Origin of the sequence: Bradyrhizobium sp., from assembly GCF_004799405.1 — a bacterium.
Taxonomy (GTDB): domain Bacteria; phylum Pseudomonadota; class Alphaproteobacteria; order Rhizobiales; family Xanthobacteraceae; genus Bradyrhizobium.
The window spans coordinates 22,179-43,266 of record NZ_SSMW01000117.1 but is presented as its reverse complement, the minus strand read 5'-3'; the positions used below and the strand labels follow the sequence as shown (position 1 = coordinate 43,266).

The 21,088-nt window shown below is 61.8% G+C and carries 19 protein-coding genes and 1 tRNA gene; 15 read left to right on the top strand and 5 right to left on the bottom strand.

Going from position 1 to position 21,088, the window contains the following annotated elements:
- Nucleotides 1-727: 727 nt before the first annotated feature.
- From E7813_RS17985 to E7813_RS17975, 3 genes are all read left to right on the top strand, one after another.
- Nucleotides 728-1,384: a hypothetical protein gene (locus tag E7813_RS17985; protein WP_291576100.1), complete on the top strand. Its 657-nt coding sequence runs from the start codon at nt 728-730 to the stop codon at nt 1,382-1,384.
- A gap of 76 nt (nt 1,385-1,460) precedes the next feature.
- Nucleotides 1,461-1,664 (top strand): hypothetical protein, encoded by a 204-nt coding sequence (locus tag E7813_RS17980; protein WP_291576098.1) that lies wholly within the window; start codon nt 1,461-1,463, stop codon nt 1,662-1,664.
- Between the two features lie 21 nt (nt 1,665-1,685).
- Nucleotides 1,686-2,555 carry a hypothetical protein gene (locus E7813_RS17975; protein ID WP_291576096.1) on the top strand — a complete coding sequence of 290 codons (870 nt, stop codon included), beginning with the start codon at nt 1,686-1,688 and terminating at the stop codon, nt 2,553-2,555.
- Nucleotides 2,556-2,668: 113 nt separating this feature from the next.
- Here the strand turns inward: E7813_RS17975 and E7813_RS17970 are convergent, their stop codons facing one another.
- Nucleotides 2,669-3,346, bottom strand: coding sequence for a hypothetical protein (locus tag E7813_RS17970; RefSeq protein ID WP_291576094.1), 678 nt, complete (start codon nt 3,344-3,346; stop codon nt 2,669-2,671).
- Nucleotides 3,347-4,022: 676 nt separating this feature from the next.
- Nucleotides 4,023-4,097 (bottom strand) — tRNA-Asn (locus E7813_RS17965).
- 299 nt (nt 4,098-4,396) lie between these two features.
- On the opposite strand from E7813_RS17965, the gene E7813_RS17960 reads away from it, so the two are divergent.
- The 7 genes from E7813_RS17960 to E7813_RS17930 all read left to right on the top strand — a co-directional run bounded on the left by E7813_RS17960 (nt 4,397) and on the right by E7813_RS17930 (nt 12,473).
- Nucleotides 4,397-4,576 (top strand): hypothetical protein, encoded by a 180-nt coding sequence (locus E7813_RS17960; RefSeq protein ID WP_291576092.1) that lies wholly within the window; start codon nt 4,397-4,399, stop codon nt 4,574-4,576.
- Between the two features lie 167 nt (nt 4,577-4,743).
- Nucleotides 4,744-5,409, top strand: coding sequence for a protein-L-isoaspartate O-methyltransferase (locus tag E7813_RS17955; RefSeq protein WP_291576104.1), 666 nt, complete (start codon nt 4,744-4,746; stop codon nt 5,407-5,409).
- A 202-nt stretch (nt 5,410-5,611) separates the two neighbouring features.
- Nucleotides 5,612-7,018, top strand: a complete 1,407-nt coding sequence (locus E7813_RS17950) for a TolC family outer membrane protein (RefSeq protein WP_291576089.1) — start codon at nt 5,612-5,614, stop codon at nt 7,016-7,018.
- A 343-nt stretch (nt 7,019-7,361) separates the two neighbouring features.
- Nucleotides 7,362-8,138, top strand: a complete 777-nt coding sequence (locus E7813_RS17945; RefSeq protein ID WP_291576087.1) for a DUF2497 domain-containing protein — start codon at nt 7,362-7,364, stop codon at nt 8,136-8,138.
- 218 nt (nt 8,139-8,356) lie between these two features.
- Nucleotides 8,357-11,221 (top strand): valine--tRNA ligase, encoded by a 2,865-nt coding sequence (locus E7813_RS17940; protein ID WP_291576085.1) that lies wholly within the window; start codon nt 8,357-8,359, stop codon nt 11,219-11,221.
- 10 nt (nt 11,222-11,231) lie between these two features.
- Nucleotides 11,232-11,618: a VOC family protein gene (locus E7813_RS17935; RefSeq protein WP_291576084.1), complete on the top strand. Its 387-nt coding sequence runs from the start codon at nt 11,232-11,234 to the stop codon at nt 11,616-11,618.
- A 9-nt stretch (nt 11,619-11,627) separates the two neighbouring features.
- The gene (locus tag E7813_RS17930) at nt 11,628-12,473 is read left to right on the top strand and encodes an SAM-dependent methyltransferase (RefSeq protein ID WP_291576083.1); all 846 of its coding nucleotides are present in this window, start codon (nt 11,628-11,630) and stop codon (nt 12,471-12,473) included.
- Nucleotides 12,474-13,174: 701 nt separating this feature from the next.
- Here E7813_RS17930 and E7813_RS17925 read toward each other — a convergent pair.
- Nucleotides 13,175-13,777, bottom strand: a complete 603-nt coding sequence (locus E7813_RS17925) for a DNA-3-methyladenine glycosylase (RefSeq protein WP_291576081.1) — start codon at nt 13,775-13,777, stop codon at nt 13,175-13,177.
- 96 nt (nt 13,778-13,873) lie between these two features.
- Here E7813_RS17925 and lipA point away from each other — a divergent pair, with 96 nt between their 5' ends.
- Both lipA and E7813_RS17915 read left to right on the top strand, forming a co-directional pair.
- On the top strand, nt 13,874-14,833 hold the full coding sequence (lipA, locus tag E7813_RS17920; RefSeq protein WP_291576079.1) for a lipoyl synthase: 960 nt from the start codon (nt 13,874-13,876) through the stop codon (nt 14,831-14,833).
- 8 nt (nt 14,834-14,841) lie between these two features.
- Nucleotides 14,842-15,327 carry an SRPBCC family protein gene (locus E7813_RS17915; RefSeq protein WP_291576078.1) on the top strand — a complete coding sequence of 162 codons (486 nt, stop codon included), beginning with the start codon at nt 14,842-14,844 and terminating at the stop codon, nt 15,325-15,327.
- Between the two features lie 14 nt (nt 15,328-15,341).
- Here the strand turns inward: E7813_RS17915 and E7813_RS17910 are convergent, their stop codons facing one another.
- Entirely contained in the window at nt 15,342-15,944 is a 603-nt protein-coding gene (locus E7813_RS17910) for a CinA family protein (protein ID WP_291576076.1), read from the bottom strand.
- A 1-nt stretch (nt 15,945) separates the two neighbouring features.
- Nucleotides 15,946-17,157 (bottom strand): bifunctional 2-C-methyl-D-erythritol 4-phosphate cytidylyltransferase/2-C-methyl-D-erythritol 2,4-cyclodiphosphate synthase, encoded by a 1,212-nt coding sequence (locus E7813_RS17905; protein ID WP_291576074.1) that lies wholly within the window; start codon nt 17,155-17,157, stop codon nt 15,946-15,948.
- Nucleotides 17,158-17,436: 279 nt separating this feature from the next.
- Here E7813_RS17905 and dusB point away from each other — a divergent pair, with 279 nt between their 5' ends.
- From dusB to ntrC, 3 genes are read left to right on the top strand one after another with little or no spacing between them, the layout of a single operon-like run.
- Nucleotides 17,437-18,438 (top strand): tRNA dihydrouridine synthase DusB, encoded by a 1,002-nt coding sequence (gene dusB, locus E7813_RS17900; RefSeq protein WP_291576072.1) that lies wholly within the window; start codon nt 17,437-17,439, stop codon nt 18,436-18,438.
- Nucleotides 18,435-19,610 carry a nitrogen regulation protein NR(II) gene (locus E7813_RS17895; protein WP_291576069.1) on the top strand — a complete coding sequence of 392 codons (1,176 nt, stop codon included), beginning with the start codon at nt 18,435-18,437 and terminating at the stop codon, nt 19,608-19,610. Before dusB ends, E7813_RS17895 begins: the two co-directional genes overlap by 4 nt.
- A 9-nt stretch (nt 19,611-19,619) precedes the next feature.
- Nucleotides 19,620-21,062: a nitrogen regulation protein NR(I) gene (gene ntrC / locus E7813_RS17890; RefSeq protein ID WP_291576067.1), complete on the top strand. Its 1,443-nt coding sequence runs from the start codon at nt 19,620-19,622 to the stop codon at nt 21,060-21,062.
- Nucleotides 21,063-21,088 lie beyond the last annotated feature (26 nt).

Here is a 21,088-nt window from a genome sequence, read left to right as displayed (position 1 = left end):
TCAAACTTGAGCATCGGGCCTGGCGTTGCCGGCACTGTCGCCGCTATATGTGATCCCAAACAACTCCCTAAATGAAGCTACATGCCTTGCCTCGGGGACGTTCTGCCTTCTCGTGGGTGATGGCTTACATCTCAAAAGCTCCGCATCGCTGTCCTTCCTGTGCCCTATGCTGATGATATTGATGCCAGCGGCGCGTAGCTCGCTGATCCTGGCCCCTCACCGGCAGCGGGCATTGCCTGATCTTTCGCGCGGATGATAGGTTTTCGGGGATGCCTTGGTCGCGCCTCTTCGACGATCCGATCCAGCCACCGAGGGGCAAGAAGCTCGTCACCCTGAAAAACGCGGCGGCCTACCAGCCGAAGTCAGAACAGCAGGCCCTGGAATGGTAGGATCGCGGGCCGCTGATGCATGCCCATGTCGGCATGAGCTGGCACTGCACGGCGCGAAACCGATCCTGGGAATACGACGGGGTTGAAAATGCGCGAGACTACGCCCAGCTTAAAACATCCGGAAGACGGGGCGGTCACCGCGATACCAGCCGACTTCGCGGTTGGGGGTAATGCGTATCAACCATGTTGCGATAACCGGCTTGATGTGGCACAGCATCCAATGCCTATTAAGACTGGTAGCAACCAGTTAAGGAATGCTTAGGACGCCAATGCTTTGGTTGTTACGCTGAGTAGCAAACCGAGTCGGCGTTCCAGATAAATCGACCGCCCGAGATCAAATGCAGCTTGTCCCCGCAGAGACTTCTCTCGTCGTTGCCGGCGCTTGGAATCCCGCGATTCTAACTCCAGAATGGGTCCTACGTCACGGCCTAAACCGGCCTGCTGGTCAGCCGGAGCCGATACAGGTCTATGTTCCGGCGGGAACAGGATTGGTATTTGATTTCCCGAGATACGTTCTTCCGGAATTTAGCTATGTAGTGCGCCCTGACACGCTGATCATGACGCCAAGCCAGCAAACGGCCGATCGCTTGGATGTTCTCGAAGACGCTGCTGCAGCAATGCTAGAACATCTGCGTCACACGCCGATAAGCGGAATAGGACATAACTTTGAGTACCGCGATGCCGATCCGTCGCCGGACCAGCTCGAAAATTTCACGCGTTCTCGACAAGATGTTTCGGATATCATGCCTGAGGGTTGGAACGCCGCTTCGACTGTGGTAGCTTCCGCTTTCAAGAAAGCAGATGAGTCGGTGATAACCACCATCACGCGCCAGTTCGATGCGGGTACCGTTTCGATTAAATTCAATTTCCACCATCCGATTCCCAACGTCGAGCAGGCAGTCCAGATTTTGCGTGGGCAAAATAATTTTGCGCGGATGGCCGCGAATTTCGAATTAGCAAGGCGCTTAGTAACTAATCTTTATGGGGGGGAATAAAATGACGAGAGGAAACCGTCGTTCTTCGACGTCCGGTTCAATCAGCAATTGGACAACGCAACATGATGCACCGCGCGTGATCAAGAGTTCGGACACGATTGGAAAACTGAGTCAGGACGTCGTTCTCATATCCGGCCGTCTGACAATGAACCACGGCGTCAAGGAGGTTGAAATTTCCGTTGAGCCGGGCGCAGTTAATCGCAAGCTGGCGATACGCGACTTGAACGGACGCCTTCAGGGTAAAACCATCAGAAGCAATACTTACGCAGAGAAAAATTGAAGGCGACGACCGTATTGGCCCATGCATTTCACGTACGAGCGCGAAAAATACTCTGTAAGTGAACTGATGCAGGGAGACGTTCTTAGAAGGACGGCTGCGCTAGACGATGTATTGAAGGAAGTTCATCCGCATTTCTATCAACATCCGAAAAATCTTTTCTTCATGGTCCTGACGCAAAGTTGCGACTTGGTGCCACGGGGCCCGTCTAAGTCTTGCAAGGCTCCCTATATCGCAATCGCGCCAGTGCGCACCCTCGATCTGGTAATCGAAAGATATATAGCGCAGCAGAATGTGGCGGAAGTCAAAGCTGAGCTTCCGGTGTTGAGCGCCAAAGCGCGTAACAAGGTTTCGGAATTTCTTCACCGGCTATTCAATAACAACGAACCCGGATACTTCTACTTGGACTCCGTCGGCACCGCCTTGCCTGCTGACTGCGCCGCTTTTTTGAATCTCTCGATTTCGATCAAATCCGAATTCCATTTCACAAAGTGCATAGAATCCAAGGTTCTTCAATTAACCGATACGTTCCAAGCCAAACTGGGGTGGCTCGTCGGAGATATGTTTTCGCGCGTGGGAACGCCCGATTGGGAACCTTCGGAAATAAACAAAAAGGTCACCGCCGCTGTGAGGGATGCTGCGATCTGGGTAGACGATTCTAAAATCAATGCTGTGGAGGCTGCTTATCGCGATATCGCCGACGGAGACGTCAACAGGAAAATGTCAGCAGCGGAAATAACGTCCGTCGTCTCCAGAGTGCCAACCCGGAAGCAGTTAGTAATAAATCAAGCTAATGTCGTAATAGCGGAAGTTCTAAGGGGAAATGATGCGCAGGCGCAAAAGCTTATTCGGCGTCTGGAGAGCGACTCTGCACTTACTGCGCTCCTCAAGTGATGCACTGCTTTTCACAGCGTTAGCTGTGACGTCTTGCGCGGCCCGCTTGCGGAATGGCATGCCGCAGACGCAGGCCCACTTGACTGGCAGCTGACAGAGGCAAGACGACGCTCTCACCCCTCCTCATTTAATGGCGGATATTCGCCGAACCTGTCATGGTAGGATTCTAACAAGAAGCTCTCGGCACGCTTCGCGCCTATAACCTTTTCTCCCTTGTGATCTTGCCAGTGCTCGATGAAGGCCCAATCCACTGCGAGGGAAGACCATGGATATTTTTGCGGCCGCGCGCTGTGATGGTCCCAACCTTGCGTGGCGTGATGCTCCCGCTTTGAAAGCTGCATTAGCCGGGTCCGAAGAATTGACCAGCCTCGTTGACTACCCGCCCGCCCGATATAGACCGTGCCGGTTGGATCTGTTCCGCAAAACCGGCCGATAGCGGTGCCCGGAACGAACACCCGATAGACACCGTACCACTGGCTTGAGTATTTAGATGACGGCAACAGGCCATAGTTGTCTCTCAGCTCGGATAGCAGGCGTGCCTTCCCCCACGTAAACTCGACGGTGGCCTGAACTTGCCTGTGTTGATGTAGGACCTTCCCTAGTTGAAACTGCGGAGTCCAAACCGTTCTCCGAAGCACAGTCGGAACGCAGTCCTCCCAACCCGGCCAGATATCGCTATCGCCCAAGGGGGCGAGCAACTTGCGGGCTTCTTCGAGGGCGGCGTCGGCAGTTTGGACGTATTCCTTGCCGTACTCGACGTCCTCATCGTCATCTTTCTCCGTCCCGCTCACGGAAAGCTCCTATCGTCCTGCAAGCGACGACCGGGTAGTGTCTCAGTTTGAAATTTACGTTTCGTCAGAGTCATCTTTCGTAACGAAAATATCGACAGCCCCAGTAATTGCCCGCCGTATTCTCGATTCTGAGGATTGATTGTTTGTGGGAGGGCAAAATCGCTTCTTTGCCCCGGTTTCTATTTCTGTGCCGACTATGGCGCCGGGATCACTCGTGTCGAGCCGGGTGACGCTGTTAGTGTCCAGCGTAAAGAATGTCACTTTGATATTTCTGGCCAAACAATAGGACCTAAATATCATCAAGGCTGGCACGACATCGTTTAGCCAATCCTCCTGCCCGCTATCGTCTTTGAGATCGTACCGAAAAACGCTCCCACCGAGGCGGGTCCAGCAAAACCGTTCAAACATACTTCGGATATAGTTTCGCTCATTGGTATCCGCCTGAGCCAAATCTTAAGAGACGGTGATCGGCATTGCGAAATCCTTTCGGTCTGGCGATGCTTAGCGCCAAGCAATCTTTAGGTTGTAGCAATATCGCCGGCCGCTAGGGTCCGCCCGCCGCTCTCAAAACGCGCCGGATGGCCCTCTCTTGCACGTTGTAGCCCTGACTGTAGCCCTGGGCCCGGTTTCCAAGCAAAAAAGTTACGTGATTATCGACTTAAGTCATTGATTTAATTGGCTCCCCGGGCTGGATTCGAACCAGCGACCATTCGATTAACAGTCGAATGCTCTACCGCTGAGCTACCGAGGAATAGGGCGAAACCCAAGGGTTTTGAACAAGGGTATGAACGAGGTTCGCCGAATGGGCAGCGTATAACAAAGCCTCCCAGGCTTGCAAAGCGGGAAATGGCCGCTCAGGCGTGCCGCCGGCCTCGATCGAAAACTCTGCGGATGGCAATGGCTTGTCGGCCTTTGTTAGCGCGCCGAAATGGCGGGGCAGGCGGCTCGCCGGCTGATCGGGTTCACGGAACCGTGCCCGGCACCAATCGCTAAAATGACTTATTCCCCCATGATCTTCGGTTCTGCCGGGATTCCGCTGAGGGTGATTCGATGCAAGATATCGAGACCGATCTCGTCAGGCAGACCCCGTCGATCGTTCCCTGCCATATCCCGACCATGAGTGACGACGAATGCCTCGTCCGGCTGGCGCAAGCCGTCGCGCAACATGATTCCGGCCAGTTGGACGAGGTTGCGCGGCTGATTGGACGCCTCGCCGTCACCATCGAATAGATCGCGCTCCGCAACCACTGGCAGTGTCGCGGGGCTGGCGGCGGGGCGGTTTCGGCCAACCCATCACCGTAGCGCGCGCCATGTTGCGTTTTGGCGAACCTTGTACCAAAGATGACCCCGTCTTGGCTTCCACACGCGGCAACGCCGCTCCATTCCGGGGTTCGTCAATGTCCGGTTTCTCGACCGCGCGCCGGAAAATGGTGGATGGTCAGGTGCGCCCCAGCGACGTCACCGATATCAACATCATCAATGCCATGCTCGAGGTGCCGCGCGAGGCATTCGTGCCGCAAGCTCAGCGCGCTTTGGCCTATCTGGACCTCGACCTCGACGTCAGCGAAGGGGCCGGCGCCAAACGCTTTCTGATCAAGCCCGCGGTGTCGGCAAAGCTGCTGCAGGCGGCCGAAATCAACAGCACCGACCATGTTCTGGTGGTGGGTTGCGCCACCGGCTATCTGGCGGCCGTGGTTGCCAGGCTGGCCGGGCAGGTGACGGCGACGGAAAGCGAGCCGTCGCTGGCGGCCAAGGCAACGGATGTTCTCGGCCGGCTTGGGCTTGGCAACGTGACCGTCAAGGCTGCGGCGGCAGCCGACGGGGATCCAGCCAACGCCCCCTACGACGTGATCGTCCTCAACGGCGCGACCGAGGTCACCCCGGACCGGCTCTACCAGCAGCTTAGGGACGGCGGCCGGCTGGTCGGTGTTTACGCCACGACCCAGCCGCAGCGGGCGACGGTGGTGACGCACTCGCACGACGATTTCGGGTATCGGGCGCTTTTTGACGCCACCGCGCCGGTTTTGCCCGGACTTGAGCGCCTCCCCGCGTTCGTTTTCTAGCGCAAACGGCTCCATAATTCGCTTGAAAATCAAAAGTGTGGCCCGGACGCTTCACGTCAAGAGTTTCCACAGAGATCGGGCTGCAGGGGTTCCGTCGTGCTGCCGCGGAGAATATGCTGTGACGGGCACATGACTCGGAACAAGACGATAAGCCGGTGCAAAGGCGCGCGAACCGGTTGATAACATGGATGGAATTCCAAGTATGCGTGGGGTGAGGGCGGTTACCGGGGCAGCTGCTGTGGTCCTTCTGATGGCCTGTGCGGGCTCGATTCCGGCGCTCGCCGATACGATTGAGGCTGCGCTGGTGCGCGCCTATCAGAACAACCCTCAGCTCAACGCCCAGCGCGCCTCGGTGCGCGTCACCGACGAAAACGTGCCGCAGGCGCTGTCGGGCTATCGGCCGCGCGTCACCGTCACCGGCACCGCCGGCGAGCAATATACCGACACCTTGACCACGGCGGGCGGCAGTCCCACCACCATCGTGCGAACCATCGTGCACGGCTTCGATCCGCCGCGCACCGTCGGCGCCACCGTCACCCAGACGCTGTTCAACGGCCAGCAGACCGCCAACAGAACCCGCGCCGCGGAGAGCCAGGTTTCCGGCGCGCGCGAAGCGTTGCGCGTGCTTGAACAGACGGTTCTGCTGTCGGCTGCCACCATCTATATGGACTATCTGCGCGACTCCGCGATCGTCGAGGTCCAGCGCAGCAACACCCGCGTTCTCGAGCAGACGCTGAAACAGACCAAGGATCGCTTCAATGTCGGCGAGGTGACGCGCACCGACGTGGCGCAGTCCGAAGCGCAACTGGCCGCCGGCAAGACCCAGCAATTGACCGCCGAATCCAACCTGAACACGACGCGATCGAATTTCCGCCGCATCATCGGCAACGAACCGGAACAATTGGCCCCGGGCTCGCCGGTGGACCGCTTTCTGCCGCCAACCCTGCCGTCCGCGGTCGATCTCAGCCTGCTGGAAAATCCGAACGTGACGGCGGCGATGTTCGGCATCGACGTCAACTATCTCCAGGTCAAGGTCAACGAGGGCGCGCTGTTGCCGACGGTGACGTTCCAGGCCTCGGTGGCGCAGTCCTATGAAACCGCGATGACGATCTACCGGTCGTTCGGCGCCTCGGCGGTCGCGCAGCTCTCGGTTCCGGTGTATCAGGGCGGCGCCGAATACTCGCTGATCCGCCAATCGAAGGAAACGCTGGCGCAGCAGCGCCTCAATCTCGAAACGACCCGCGACCAGACCCGCGCCAACACCGTGACCGCATGGGGCCAGCTGGTGGCGGGCAGGGCCCAGGTGGCATCGGCGCAATCGCAGGTGACGGCATCCGAGATCGCGCTCAACGGCGTGCGCGAAGAGGCCAAGGCCGGACAGCGCACCACGCTCGACGTGCTCAATGCCCAGCAGGCGCTGGTCAACGCCCGGGTCGCGCTGGTCACCGCGCAGCACGATCGCGTGGTCGCGTCGTATGCGGTGCTGAACGCGATCGGACGGTTGTCGCCGCAAGTGCTCAATCTCCCGACCACCCTCTACGACCCGAGCGTGCACTATCAGCAGGTGCGCGATAGCTGGTTCGGCATTCGCACGCCCGACGGCCGCTGATATCGGCCGTCGCCGTTTGCTTCCGCGTTGCTTGCAATCAATTATTGCCATGACGTACCTTTGCCGGAGGCAGCAGAGCGATTCGCGCCGTGTCTGGCATTGTTGCACCCATCTTTGGACCGCAACGCTTCGGTGCCCGAGCAGGGGCAGCGTCTTGTGCGATGCGTCCGGCGGCGCGTGATCTGGGGACAAGTCAGGCTTGTGCGATGAAAATCCCGGCCCGAATATCCGGAACCGGCACATCCCGCCTTGGCTGGTGTAATCTTGGCGGGTGTAGCCTTCGCCGGTATAGCCTTGGCTGGTGTAAAACGCATGCGAGGGCGTTGATGATGTGGAGTCGGAGATGACGCAGCCCGCAAAGGTCCAGGAACCCTCGATGGAGGAGATTCTGGCGTCGATCCGGCGCATCATCGCTGACGATGAGGCCAAGCCTTCAGAAGCCACGCCTTCGGAAACCAAGCCCGCGAGCCTGGCCGCTCAGGCAAGGCCTGAGAAATCCGAAGCCGCGCCGCCCGCCAGGGCGCCCGTGATGAAAGACATTCCGCCGTCGGCCATTCCCGCGGCGAAAGCGGCTGCGGCCAAAGCGGCGCCGCCGCCTGTCGAACTCGCGCCGACCCCCGCTGCGCCGGCCGCGGCCAACAGCCAGGACGACATCGACGCGATGCTGGCCGGGCTCGATGAAGCAACTTCCGGAGCCGAGATACGGCCGCCGCTTCCGGACGGCGAGGTGTTCGAACTCACCGACGAGATGGCGTTGCCGGATCCGCTGCCACCGCAGCGGGAGCAGCCTGCGTTCCACCGGATCGAGCCCGAGGACGATCTCGAATTCACCGAAACGGCCGCCACCAAGCCGCCTCATCGCCAGCCCGAACCGCCGCCGTTCTTTGAAAGCGCGCCGCCCCCGCCGCAGCAGATCCTGTCGCGCTCGACCGTGTCGGCGGTCGAATCGGCGTTCAATACGCTGGCCAATACCGTGCTCAGCAACAACGCGCGGACGCTGGAAGACCTGGTCAAGGAAATGCTGCGGCCGATGCTCAAATCCTGGCTCGACGATAATCTGCCCGGTCTGGTGGAACGCATCGTCAAGGCCGAAATCGAGCGGGTTTCGCGCGGACGCTAGGCCACTCTTCTCCCCTCCCTCCGCGCAGCGGCGGGGAGGGGTTGGGGGCGGGGGGTCTATCGGCAAGGACCCACGCCTTCGATGAATGCCGCGCCACCCCCACCCCCCACCCCCAACTCCTCCCCACCACGCGCAAGGGCGCGTGAAGGGAGGGAGTGTCATGTTGACTTGGCGCGCGTGTGCGGCTTTCTAGCCCCTCACATCCCCGGTTGATTGAAATGATCGAGAAAAACTACCAGCCCGCCGATATCGAAACCCGGATGTCCCGCCTCTGGGAGGATGCCGGCGCGTTCAGGGCCGGACGCCCCGAACGCCGCGATGCCAAGCCCTTCACCATCGTGATCCCGCCACCGAACGTGACGGGCTCGTTGCACATGGGGCACGCGCTCAATAACACCCTGCAGGACATCCTGTGCCGGTTCGAGCGGATGCGCGGCCGCGACGTGCTGTGGCAGCCGGGCACCGATCACGCCGGGATCGCGACCCAGATGGTGGTGGAGCGGCAATTGACGGAGCGGCAAGAGCACCGCCGCCAGATCGGCCGCGCCAAATTCCTCGAGCGGGTCTGGCAATGGAAGGCCGAGAGCGGCGGCGTCATCGTCAATCAGTTGAAGCGGCTCGGCGCGTCCTGCGACTGGTCGCGCGAACGCTTCACCATGGACGAAGGCCTGTCGCGCGCGCTCATCAAGGTGTTCGTCGCACTGCACCGCGACGGCTTGATCTACAAGGACAAGCGGCTGGTGAACTGGGATCCGAAGCTGCTGACGGCGATCTCCGATCTCGAAGTGCAGCAGGTCGAGGTCAAGGGCAGCCTGTGGTATCTGCGCTATCCGCTCGAAGGCAAGACCTTCAATCCCGAAGATTCCTCGACCTTCATCGTGGTTGCGACCACGCGGCCGGAGACGATGCTGGGCGATACCGCGGTCGCGGTGCATCCGGACGACGAGCGTTATGCAGCATTGGTCGGCAAGCACGTGATCCTGCCGCTGGTGGGACGCAAAATCCCGATCGTCGCTGACGAATATTCCGATCCCGAGAAGGGCTCGGGCGCGGTGAAGGTGACGCCGGCGCATGACTTCAACGATTTCGAGATCGGCCGGCGGCACAATCTGCCGCAGATCAGCGTGCTCGATCAGGAGGGATGTCTGGCGCTTGCCGGCAACGAGGATTATTTGCGCGGATTGCCGGAAGGCTCGGCGCAGCTCGTGGAAGAATTCGACCGCGTCGAACGGTTCGCCGCGCGCAAGCGGATCGTGGCGCGGCTGGAAGATTTCGGCTTCGTGGAAAGGATCGAGCCCAACACGCATGCGGTGCCGCATGGCGATCGTTCCGGCGCGGTCATCGAACCCTATCTGACCGACCAGTGGTACGTCGACGCCAAAACCCTGGCGCAGCCGGCGATCTCGGCGGTGCGTAGCGGCGCGACAGCGTTTGTGCCGAAGAACTGGGAGAAAACCTACTTCGAGTGGATGGAGAACATCCAGCCCTGGTGCATCTCGCGCCAGCTCTGGTGGGGTCATCAGATTCCGGCGTGGTACGGGCCCGACGGCAAGGTGTTCGTCGCCGAAACCGAAGAGGAAGCCGTCGGCAACGCGCTTGGCTATTACGCCGAGCAGGAAGTCATCACGCAGGAACAGGGGCGCGAGATGGCGCTCGATCCGGCAAAACGCGCCGACTTTATCAAGCGCGACGAAGACGTGCTCGACACCTGGTTCTCCTCGGCGCTGTGGCCGTTCTCGACGCTGGGCTGGCCCGACGACGACACCGATGTGAAGCGTTACTATCCGACTGACGTGCTCGTCACCGGATGGGATATCATCTTCTTCTGGGTGGCGCGGATGATGATGATGGGTCTTCATTTCATGAAGGAGGCGCCATTTTCTATCGTCTACATTCACCGCCTGGTTCGCGACGAGAAGGGCGCCAAGATGTCGAAGTCGAAAGGCAACGTCATCGATCCCCTCGGCGTCATCGACGACTACGGCGCCGACGCGCTGCGTTTTGCGCTGGCGCGCGGGGCCGCGCACAGTCACGATATCAAGCTCTCGTCCCAACTCGTCGAAACCAATCGCAATTTCGCGACCAAGCTGTGGAACGCCTGCCGCTTTGCCGAGATGAACGGTTGCGCGATGCCGCCGGAGTTCGATCCGGCGAGGGCGAAAGAGACGCTGAACCGCTGGATCGCGCATGAGACGTCGCGCGCCACCCGCGAGGTCACCGAGGCGATCGAAGCCTATCGCTTCAACGACGCCGCGAACGCAATCTATCGCTTCGTCTGGAACGTCTATTGCGACTGGTATCTCGAACTCGCAAAACCCGTGCTGATGGGCGAGGACGGCGCGCCCAAGACCGAGACCCGCGCCATGGTGGCGTGGGCTCGTGACGAGATTCTTAAATTGCTGCATCCGTTCATGCCCTTCATTACCGAAGAACTCTGGGCGGTGACGTCAAAGCGCGATGGCCTCCTGGCGCTGGCGCCGTGGTCACGCAAAGCCGATCCATTGACGCCGGAGCAACTGGCGCTGATGGCAACCGCATCGCCCAACGATGCGCTGCTGCCGCCGGTTCTTTCTGCGCTGGATACTGCCGATTTCAGCGATTCCGCCGCCGAAGCGGAAATCGGCTGGGTGGTCGATCTCGTCACCGCGATCCGCTCGGTGCGTGCGGAAATGAACATCCCGCCGGCAACGCTGACGCCGCTGGTGCTGGCAGGTGCCTCCGCTGAAACCAGGGAGCGCGCGCAACGCTGGAACGACGTGATCAGGCGTATGGCGCGGCTCGGAGACATCTCATTTGCCGCATCCGCGCCGGAAGGCGCGGTGCAGCTGCTGGTGCGCGGCGAGGTCGCGGCATTGCCGCTGAAAGGTGTGATCGACCTTTCCGCCGAGAAGGCCCGGCTCGACAAGGAAATTGCCAAGGCCGACGCCGATATCAAGCGCGTCGACGCCAAGCTCGGCAACGAGAAATTCGTCGCCAATGCGCCGGAAGAAATCGTCGAGGAGGAAAAGGAAAAGCGCGAGGCCGCCGTGGCGCGGAAAGCCAAGATCCTCGAGGCGCTGGAGCGGCTGAAGAACGCAGCGTAGGGGATGACCGATGCTGGACCATGTCACCATCACCGTTTCGGACATCGCCGCCGCCGAGCCTTTCTACGATGCGCTCATGAAGGCGCTCGGCGTCGTCAAGGTCGGACGCCGCGACGACTGGCTCGGCTACGGCGAACGGGCGCGACCGGATCATCCGGAGCGCACCTACATCGCGATCCGCAAGGGTGCAAAGCCCGAGGAAGCCTTCGGCCGCCACTGGTGCTTCAAGGCGAAATGGCGCACCGAGGTCGATGAGTTCTGGGCCGCCCGTGTCGCCAACGGCGGCACGGACGAGGGCCCGCCCGGCTTGCGCAGCTACCACGCCTCTTATTATGCGGCATTCTTGCGCGACCCCGATGGCAACCGGGTCGAAGCCGTCTGCCATCGCCCGGTCTGAGGGAAATCCATGCAAACGGGCCAGCCCAGTCGAACCGCGCGCGGCGCGGCCGCCTATCGCGCCATTCATCAAACCGAGGACGGTGGCACGATCTTCAGCGATCCATTCGCCCAGGAAATTCTCGACGACGAAGCCCGGGCGACGCGCGATGCCATAGCCGCCGATCCGTCGCTGCGGCCGATGCGTCTGTTCATCGCCGCGCGCAGCCGGTTTTCCGAGGATACGCTTGCGGCCTGCGTCGCACGCGGGGTGCGCCAGATTGTGGTGCTGGGTGCGGGCCTAGATACGTTCTCGCTGCGCAACCCGTATGCCGGCCGCGGTGTTCGCGTGTTCGAGGTCGATTACCCGGCCACGCAGGCGTGGAAGCGGGAGAGCCTGGCGCAGGCCGGGCTTGCGATCCCATCGTCGCTGACTTTCGCTCCGGTCGATTTCGAGCGGCAGAGTCTCGCCGAGGGATTGATGGCGGCCGGTTTCCTGCCCGATCGCCCTGCATTCTTCCAGTGGCTCGGTGTTGCGATGTATCTGACGCGCGAGGCGGTCGCCTCGACGCTGGATTTCATCGCCGGCGTGCCGGAATCGGAAGTCGTGTTCGACTACGCCGAGCCGTTCGAAAACTACCCGGCCGATCGCCGCGCCGTCATCATGGCCATTGCGGAAAGCGCGGCGGCGCGGGGCGAGCCATGGCTCAGCCTGTTCGATCCGGTTGAACTCACCGAGTTGCTGCGCAGCAAGGGATTCCGGACCGTCGAAGATCTCGGAATTGCCGGACTCTCGGAACGTTTCTACGGGCACTTGAAACAAGGCGTCAGGGTCGGACCGGGCGGTCACGTCGTCCGGGCACAAAACAGCAGCTAGCCCGTTTCATGCGGGACTAGGTTCAGGGCATCGAACGCTCTGCCTGGTAACCCGACGGGCAAATCAGCAAGGGCGCGTTGTTCTAACTGTCAAGCGCCCTTGCAAAAAGATTCTGATTTGCAGAACAACCAAATCAGTTCATATCTATCTCGTCTCGTCCCCCAAAGGGGCGCTCGCGATCGTCACGGACGCGGGGCGGGATGCGATGGACGCGGATGGCGCTTTTGACGAACGGCGCTGATGCGGACGATGAAGTCGTGTGGTCCTGACGCCTCGACGCCGGCGTCAAGTCAGTGGAGGCAACTTCGCTGGCGACGGTGACAAGAAAGCCCGATCACCGGGGAGAGCCCGAAGGAACTCGTTAAAACCATTCGCGTGCGGGAATGCCGGGATGATCCGGTGGACCTGTGGTGACTGTTACCGGCAAGGCTTGTTTTTCTGCCCTGCCGGGCTGCGGGTGCATTGGGCGCCCGGCATTCCCCACGCCCTCTTTGGGCGAAACCAATAGGCATAACCCGGACGCATCGCGCCGCGGGAATGGAGAAATGTATCTTCTCGTCATCGCCCGCGAAAGCGGGCGATCCAGTATTCCAGAGCGGCCGATGATTGAACCGAGAGGCCGCGGCGTATGGGTTCCTGCGCTCGCAGGAACGACGTTGAGAGGCAGGACGACAATGCGCCAAGCGATGACGCAATCCGCGCTAATCCGGAAACGGCTTGCTCAGGAATTTCGATCCCTTCAGCCCATATCGCCAGGGAAAATCCACGGCCTTGGTAATCCCGATCCGAACGCCTGTGATGACCTCAATCTTGCCGGTCCGCGCATGCAGCGCGAACGGCGGCACGTCGAGCGGCAGTGCGCTCTGTTTGATGGTGATCCCGAGCGCTTCGCACAGTTTGCCCGGACCCGAGCACAGTGAGCGCTCGTCGTGCAGTCCGCGCCGCCGGCGCATCGCGGCAATTCCATGGGTCGGCTGCAAGGCGCGGATCAGCACTGCGCTGGCGGAGCCTTCCTTTTCGCAGACGAAGTTGACGCACCAGTGGATGCCATAGGAGCGATAGACGTAGCTGAAGCCGGGCGGTCCAAACATCACCATGTTCCGTGGCGTCGGCCCATTGAACGAATGCGCGGCCGGATCGGTGTGATGATAGGCCTCGAGTTCGACGATGATGCCGCCGACGCCGTTTACCAGCAGCGTCGCGCCGATCAGGTCGGGGGCTACTGCATGAACGCTGCGGCCAAACAAGGCGCGTTTCAGCGGCTTGCCGAGCCTTGGCGCGTCCGGTGTGCGGTTTTGAGCCATTCCAGCCGGCATGCTAAAGCGTGGTGCGAAGCAAGGCGAGCGGTTGCGGTTTTCGGTCCACCGGATTAGCTAGAGCCTCTCAGACACGGATTCTCCATGGTCGTCGTCGTCGATACCGTTTCAGCCACGCCGCTGCGCCCGCGTCACCCCGAAAAGGTGAACCGGCCGGACGCGCTGTCGCCGCCGAAGCCGGACTGGATCAGGGTGCGCGCGCCGAATTCGCGCGGCTATGCCGACACCCGCAAGATCGTCAAGGAAAACGGCCTGGTCACGGTATGCGAGGAGGCGGGCTGCCCGAACATCGGCGAGTGCTGGGACAACAAGCACGCCACCTTCATGATCATGGGCGATACCTGCACCCGCGCCTGCGCCTTCTGCAACGTCAAGACCGGGATGCCCGGAGCGCTCGATGCCAGCGAGCCGGAGCACGTCGCCGAAGCCACCTTCAAGCTCGGGCTCAGCCATATCGTGATTACCTCGGTCGATCGCGACGATCTCGCCGACGGCGGAGCGGAACATTTCGCGCAAACCATTCGCGCCATCCGCGCGCGCTGCCCGGCAACGACCATCGAGATCCTGACGCCGGATTTCCTGCGCAAAGACGGCGCGCTGGAACTGGTGGTGGCGGCCAGGCCCGATGTCTTCAACCACAACCTGGAAACGGTGCCGTCGCATTATCTCAACGTCCGCCCGGGCGCGCGCTACTTCCATTCGGTCCGGTTGCTGCAGCGGGTCAAGGAAATCGATCCCGCCATTTTCACCAAGTCCGGCATCATGGTCGGCCTCGGCGAAGAGCGACACGAAGTGCTGCAGGTGATGGACGACCTGCGCTCGGCGGATGTGGATTTCCTGACCATCGGCCAGTACCTGCAGCCGACCCGCAAGCATCACGCTGTGATGCGCTATGTGCCGCCGGACGAATTTTCGGGCTACGAAAAGGTCGCCTACACCAAGGGCTTCCTGATGGTGTCGGCGAGCCCGCTGACGCGCTCGTCGCATCACGCCGGCGATGATTTTGCCAGGCTGCGGGCGGCGCGCGCCGCGTTGTCGCGCTAGAGCCTCAGATGCCGAAATTCTCCAGCAAGCGCCGGGTTCTTCACACCGCGCAGCAGATGTTCGACCTGGTCGCCGATGTCGAGCGCTATCCCGAGTTCGTACCGCTGTGCAGTTCGCTGAAGATACGCCAGCGCACGCCCAAGCCCGACGGCACCGAAATCGTGATCGCCGACATGACGGTGGCATTCAAGCTGGTGCGCGAAGCCTTCACCAGCCGGGTGACGCTGGACCGTCCCAACCTGAAGATTTTGGTCGAGTACCTGCAGGGACCGTTCAGCAACCTGGAGAACCGCTGGTCGTTCGAGCCGAAATCGGACGGCGCCTGCGACGTCGGGCTTTTTCTCGCCTACGAGTTCAAGAGTCGGATGCTGGCGATGCTGATGGGAACGATGTTCGACGCCGCGTTTCAGCGATTTGCCGCCGCGTTCGAAAAGCGCGCCGATGCGGTTTATGGAAAAGATGGTGCCTCAAATAGAGCATCATCCCTGAGGTGACGACTGGTATTGCCTCACGACCTTGGCGGCCGCCTTCGCTTGACCGGGCTGCGGCGGGGGGTTCGCGCCACGCGCGGACGCAACCGGCTGGCGGCCTCGCGGCGCGGCTTGGCGGGCGCCTGCGGGCCGCGCGCCAGTTCCATGAGCATGCGCAGCGCCTCAACGACGGAACGCTGGCGCACGGCGCTGCGGCCGATCGCGCCGAAGCGGCATTCGCGGTGCAAAATCCGGCCGTCGCGGGCCGCGACGGCAAAATGCACGAGGCCGACCGGCTTGCCGGGCGTAGCACCTCCGGGTCCGGCGATGCCGGTAATGGAGACCGCCAGATCGACACCGGCTTTCTCCAGCGCGCCGATCGCCATCGCGGTGGCGGTTTCCTTGCTGACCGCGCCGAAGGTCTGGAGCGTGGAAGCCTTGACGCCAAGCATCGCGCGCTTGGCGTCATCGGAATAGGTCACGAAGCCGCGGTCGATCACATCGGAGGAGCCGGGAATATCGGTCAGCGCGCCGGCAGCCAGGCCCCCGGTACAGGATTCCGCGGTCGCGATGGTTAGCTTGCGCATCCGGCACAGATCGAGCAGCGAGCGGGAGAGGGCGCGGGCGTCGCTGCCGCTCATGTCAGTCGCTCCAGCCTTTGTCGCCGCAGCCTTTGTCACCCCAGGGCAGGCGGATGGTGGCGGTCGCGGTCGCCGCGATGCCTTCCTCGCGGCCCGTAAATCCGAGCCGCTCGCTGGTGGTTGCCTTGACCGCCACGCGCGACAGCGCAAGGCCAGTAATTTCGGCGATCCGCGCCCGCATGGCGTCGCGGTGCGGGCCGATCTTCGGACGTTCGCAAATCAAGGTCACGTCGAGATGTGCGATGCGTCCGCCGCGCGCGGTGACGCGATCGACGGCGTATTTCAGGAACAGATCCGATGCCGCTCCCTTCCACTTGGGATCGCTGGGCGGAAAATGCGAACCGATATCGCCATCCGCCAGCGCGCCGAGGATGGCATCGACCAGCGCATGGAGGCCGACGTCGCCGTCGGAATGCGCGAGAAAACCTCTGGTGTGCGGCACGCGAACGCCGCAGATCATCACATGATCGCCGTCGCCAAAGGCATGGACGTCGTAGCCGCTTCCGGTCCTGACATCGCCCAGCGCCGCGCCGAGACGGGCCTCTTCGCGAACGAAATCTTCCGGGGTCGTCAACTTCATGTTGGCAGGATCGCCTTCAAAGGTCGCTACCGTCAATCCCGCCCATTCCGCCAGCGCCGCGTCGTCGGTGAAGTCGCTGCGGCGCTCGCGCGCGGCGCGGCGATGGGCGTCGAGAATGACGTCGAACCGGAAGGCCTGCGGTGTCTGCGCTATTCGCAGCCGCGCGCGCTCGGGCGTGGCCTCGACGTTGCCAGTCTCTCCGATCAGCTTGATGGTATCGGTGACGGCAATCGCAGGCACGGCGGCGCCGGTACGGGCTGCGGCCTCGATCGCGCGCGAGATCAGCGCCGCCGTGACGAATGGCCGCGCCGCGTCATGAATCAGGACGATGTCAGGCTTTTGGCTGGCGAGCGCTTCGAGTCCGGCGCGCACGGAATCCTGGCGGGTCGCCCCGCCAGTTGCGGGCGGCGCGTGGCGCAAACTGCTGACGGCATCGTTGAACATGTTGGTGTCGTCGGGATTGAGGACCGGCTGCACCGCAAAGATCTGTGGATGACGGCAAAACGGCTCCATCGCCCGGAAGATCACGGTCTGCCCCCCGATCGAACGATATTGCTTCGGCCCGCCCGAGCCGGCCCTAAGCCCGCGTCCGGCTGCGACAAGGATGGCTGCAGTCCGTTCTGGTTTGGGCATGAGGCTAAAATTGCTGATGATTCAGGGGGAAGCGCTGGTTTGCTCGCGCACTGCCCATATCATGACGACAGGTTAAAAACAGAACGATTCCCAATAGCTGTGGGAAAAGGATAATTTGTTGCACTGCACTTGCAAGATTGCCAGAACTGTCTAAACTGTAGGCATGCAGCTTGACTGCACAAGATTTGTGCTCAGAATAGGACCCGGCAGCCGCGATGAGGCGTCTGCCAGAAACATGAGAAGTCCGTGACAGGCTCGGAATCCTCTCGACCTAAGCCTTTGAAAATAGGCGATATTGGGGTCGCCAACCGGGTCTTTCTCGCGCCGATGTCGGGTGTCACCGATGCCCCCTTTCGGCGTCTGTCGGCAGCCCTCGGCGCCGGGCTGGTGGTTTCCGAGATGACCGCCAGCGATGATCTCGTCAACGGCCGCCCGATGTCACGGCTGCGCTGCGAAGCGACCGGAATAGGCCCGCATGTCGTGCAGCTCGCGGGCTGTGAAGTGCGATGGATGGCGGAAGGTGCGCGGATTGCCGAGGCATCCGGCGCCGAAATTATCGATATCAACATGGGCTGTCCGGCGCGCCACGTGACGGGCGGTCAATCCGGTTCGGCATTGATGCGCGATCTCGATCACGCCTTGAAATTGATCGAGGCGACGGTCGCGGCCGTGAAAGTGCCGGTGACGCTGAAGATGCGGCTCGGTTGGGACGATCACTCCCGCAACGCGCCGGAACTGGCGCGCCGCGCGGAAGCCGCCGGCGTGCAATTGATTTCGGTGCATGGCCGCACGCGTTGCCAGTTCTACAAGGGCGATGCCGACTGGGGCGCGGTGCGTGCCGTCAAGGATGCGATTGATATTCCACTGGTGGTCAACGGCGATATCACGTCATTCGAGAAAGCCGTGGCCGCGCTGCGGATGTCGGGCGCCGACGCGGTCATGGTGGGACGCGGCGCGCAGGGCCAGCCATGGCTGCCCGGCCAGATCGGGCGCCGCATCGAAACCGGCATCGTCGAAGCCGCGCCGTCGCTGGCAGAACAACTCGGCTATATCCGCACGCTCTATGATGAAGTCTGCGGTCACTACGGATTGCGTATCGGCCTTCGCCATGCGCGCAAGCATCTCGGCTGGGCGCTCGAGGTCGCGGCACAATATAGCTGCGCGCCGGTGCTGACGCTCAAGACCTGGCGGCAAAAGGTTCTGACGTCGGAGGATCCGCACGGCGTGCATCGGTCGCTGGAAGATGCGTTCGACGACTTTGCATGGAGCGCTGCCGCATGACTTCAGTCGCAGGACATCTCCGCGCCGTGCCTTCCGACGGCGAGGCCATCCTCAACGCACTTCCCAATCCGGTGCTGCTGGTCGCACCCGACGGCCGGATCGTCGATGCGAACATGGCCGCGGAGTCGTTTTTCGAGATTTCGACGCAATTCCTGCAGCGCCAGTCATTGAAGGAACTGGTACCTTTCGGCAGCCCGTTGCTGGCGTTGATCGACCAAGTGCGTTCGACCGGCTCGCCGGTCAATGAATACAAGGTCGATCTGGGAACGCCGCGGATCGGCGGCGATCGCCAGGTGGATCTTCATGTCGCGCCGCTCACTGAACGGCCCGGCCATATCGTGGTGATGCTGCAGGAACGCACCATCGCCGACAAGATGGACCGGCAATTGACGCACCGGAGCGCGGCGCGCTCCGTGATCGCGCTGGCCGCGATGCTGGCGCACGAAATCAAGAACCCGCTTTCCGGCATCCGCGGCGCGGCGCAACTGCTCGAGCAGGCAGCCTCGTCGGAAGACCGCATGCTGACACGGCTGATCTGCGACGAGGCGGACCGCATCGTCACGCTGGTCGACCGCATGGAAGTGTTCGGCGATGACCGGCCGGTGGCGCGCGGTCCGGTCAACATTCATTCGGTGCTCGATCACGTCAAGCGGCTGGCGCAATCGGGCTTTGCCCGCAATATCCGCTTCGTCGAAGAGTACGATCCGTCGTTGCCGCCGGTGCTTGCCAATCAGGACCAGTTGATCCAGGTGTTCCTCAATCTGGTGAAGAACGCCGCCGAAGCCGTCGCCGACCTTGGCAGCGACGGCGAAATCCAGCTTACCACCGCATTCCGTCCGGGCGTCCGGCTGTCGGTGCCGGGGAAGAAATCGCGGGTATCCTTGCCGCTCGAGTTCTGCGTCAAGGACAACGGTCCGGGTGTGCCGGAAGACCTGCTTCCGAACCTGTTCGATCCCTTCGTCACGACCAAACCGACCGGCAGCGGACTTGGTCTTGCGCTGGTGGCCAAGATCGTCGGCGACCATGGCGGCATCATCGAATGCGAATCCCAGCCGCGGAAAACCATTTTCCGCGTGCTGCTGCCGATGTTCAACGCCGCCAAGCATTTCGATCAAAGCAATCGCGACGACGTTTCGGGTACGCCGTCGCATGCCTCACAGAACACAAGATGAGGAACAACAATGCCCGCAGGTAGTATACTTGTCGCCGACGATGACACGGCGATCCGCACTGTTCTGAATCAGGCTCTCTCGCGCGCCGGATACGAGGTGCGCCTGACCGGAAACGCGGCGACCTTGTGGCGTTGGGTCAGCCAGGGCGAGGGGGACCTCGTCATCACCGACGTGGTGATGCCCGACGAGAATGCGTTCGACCTATTGCCGCGCATCAAGAAAATGCGGCCGAATCTTCCCGTCATCGTGATGAGCGCGCAGAACACCTTCATGACGGCGATCCGTGCCTCCGAACGCGGCGCCTATGAGTACCTGCCAAAACCGTTCGACCTGAAGGAGTTGATCGCCATTGTCGGCCGCGCGCTGGCCGAACCGAAGGAGCGGGCGGTCAATCACGCGGACGAAGCTGAATTCGACTCGATTCCGCTGGTCGGCCGCTCGCCTGCGATGCAGGAAATCTACCGGGTGCTGGCGCGGCTGATGCAAACCGACCTGACGGTGATGATCTCGGGCGAGTCCGGCACCGGCAAGGAACTTGTCGCACGCGCGCTGCATGACTACGGCAAGCGGCGCAACGGTCCCTTCGTCGCCGTCAACATGGCGGCAATCCCGCGCGATCTGATCGAGTCGGAACTGTTCGGCCATGAACGCGGCGCATTCACCGGCGCCAACACCCGTGCCTCAGGCCGGTTCGAGCAGGCCGAGGGAGGGACGCTGTTTCTCGACGAAATCGGCGACATGCCGATGGAAGCGCAGACCCGCCTGCTGCGCGTGCTGCAGCAGGGTGAATACACCACCGTCGGCGGCCGCACCCCGATCAAGACCGACGTGCGTATCGTCGCTGCCAGCAACAAGGATCTGCGCATCCTGATTCAGCAGGGCCTGTTCCGCGAAGACCTGTTCTTCCGCCTCAACGTCGTGCCGTTGCGTCTGCCGCCGCTGCGCGAGCGGATCGAGGATCTGCCGGATTTGATTCGGCATTTTTTCGCGCTGGCCGAGAAGGATGGATTGCCGCCGAAGAAGCTCGATGCGCTGGCGCTGGAACGCATGAAACAGCACCGCTGGCCCGGCAATGTGCGCGAGCTTGAAAATCTCGCGCGCCGGCTGGCGGCCCTTTACCCGCAGGACGTAATCACCGGCTCGGTGATCGACGGCGAACTGGCGCCTCCGGCGGTAACCTCGGGCGGCAGCGTCCACCACGGCGTCGACAATCTCGGCGGGGCGGTCGAAGCCTACCTGTCGTCGCATTTTTCAGGCTTCCCCAACGGCGTGCCGCCGCCAGGCCTCTATCACCGGATCCTCAAGGAGATCGAAGTGCCGTTGCTGACGGCGGCATTGGCGGCAACCCGGGGCAACCAGATCCGCGCCGCCGACCTGCTCGGTCTCAACCGCAATACCCTGCGAAAGAAAATCCGGGACCTCGATATTCAGGTTTATCGCAGCGGCAACTAGGGATTCGCTGCCCAAGGGCCAAAAAG

What these genes read in the sequence shown, in the direction of transcription:
- E7813_RS17950 (WP_291576089.1), top strand. Translation starts at nt 5,612, where the DNA reads ATGCGTGGGGTGAGGGCGGTTACCGGGGCAGCTGCTGTGGTCCTTCTG.
- E7813_RS17930 (WP_291576083.1), top strand. Translation starts at nt 11,628, where the DNA reads ATGCAAACGGGCCAGCCCAGTCGAACCGCGCGCGGCGCGGCCGCCTAT.
- E7813_RS17905 (WP_291576074.1), bottom strand. Translation starts at nt 17,157, where the DNA reads ATGCCCAAACCAGAACGGACTGCAGCCATCCTTGTCGCAGCCGGACGC.
- E7813_RS17915 (WP_291576078.1), top strand. Translation starts at nt 14,842, where the DNA reads ATGCCGAAATTCTCCAGCAAGCGCCGGGTTCTTCACACCGCGCAGCAG.
- E7813_RS17975 (WP_291576096.1), top strand. Translation starts at nt 1,686, where the DNA reads ATGCATTTCACGTACGAGCGCGAAAAATACTCTGTAAGTGAACTGATG.
- E7813_RS17910 (WP_291576076.1), bottom strand. Translation starts at nt 15,944, where the DNA reads ATGAGCGGCAGCGACGCCCGCGCCCTCTCCCGCTCGCTGCTCGATCTG.
- E7813_RS17895 (WP_291576069.1), top strand. Translation starts at nt 18,435, where the DNA reads ATGACTTCAGTCGCAGGACATCTCCGCGCCGTGCCTTCCGACGGCGAG.
- E7813_RS17940 (WP_291576085.1), top strand. Translation starts at nt 8,357, where the DNA reads ATGATCGAGAAAAACTACCAGCCCGCCGATATCGAAACCCGGATGTCC.
- E7813_RS17925 (WP_291576081.1), bottom strand. Translation starts at nt 13,777, where the DNA reads ATGGCTCAAAACCGCACACCGGACGCGCCAAGGCTCGGCAAGCCGCTG.
- lipA (WP_291576079.1), top strand. Translation starts at nt 13,874, where the DNA reads ATGGTCGTCGTCGTCGATACCGTTTCAGCCACGCCGCTGCGCCCGCGT.
- E7813_RS17955 (WP_291576104.1), top strand. Translation starts at nt 4,744, where the DNA reads ATGTCCGGTTTCTCGACCGCGCGCCGGAAAATGGTGGATGGTCAGGTG.
- E7813_RS17985 (WP_291576100.1), top strand. Translation starts at nt 728, where the DNA reads ATGCAGCTTGTCCCCGCAGAGACTTCTCTCGTCGTTGCCGGCGCTTGG.
- E7813_RS17935 (WP_291576084.1), top strand. Translation starts at nt 11,232, where the DNA reads ATGCTGGACCATGTCACCATCACCGTTTCGGACATCGCCGCCGCCGAG.
- ntrC (WP_291576067.1), top strand. Translation starts at nt 19,620, where the DNA reads ATGCCCGCAGGTAGTATACTTGTCGCCGACGATGACACGGCGATCCGC.
- E7813_RS17960 (WP_291576092.1), top strand. Translation starts at nt 4,397, where the DNA reads ATGCAAGATATCGAGACCGATCTCGTCAGGCAGACCCCGTCGATCGTT.
- E7813_RS17945 (WP_291576087.1), top strand. Translation starts at nt 7,362, where the DNA reads ATGACGCAGCCCGCAAAGGTCCAGGAACCCTCGATGGAGGAGATTCTG.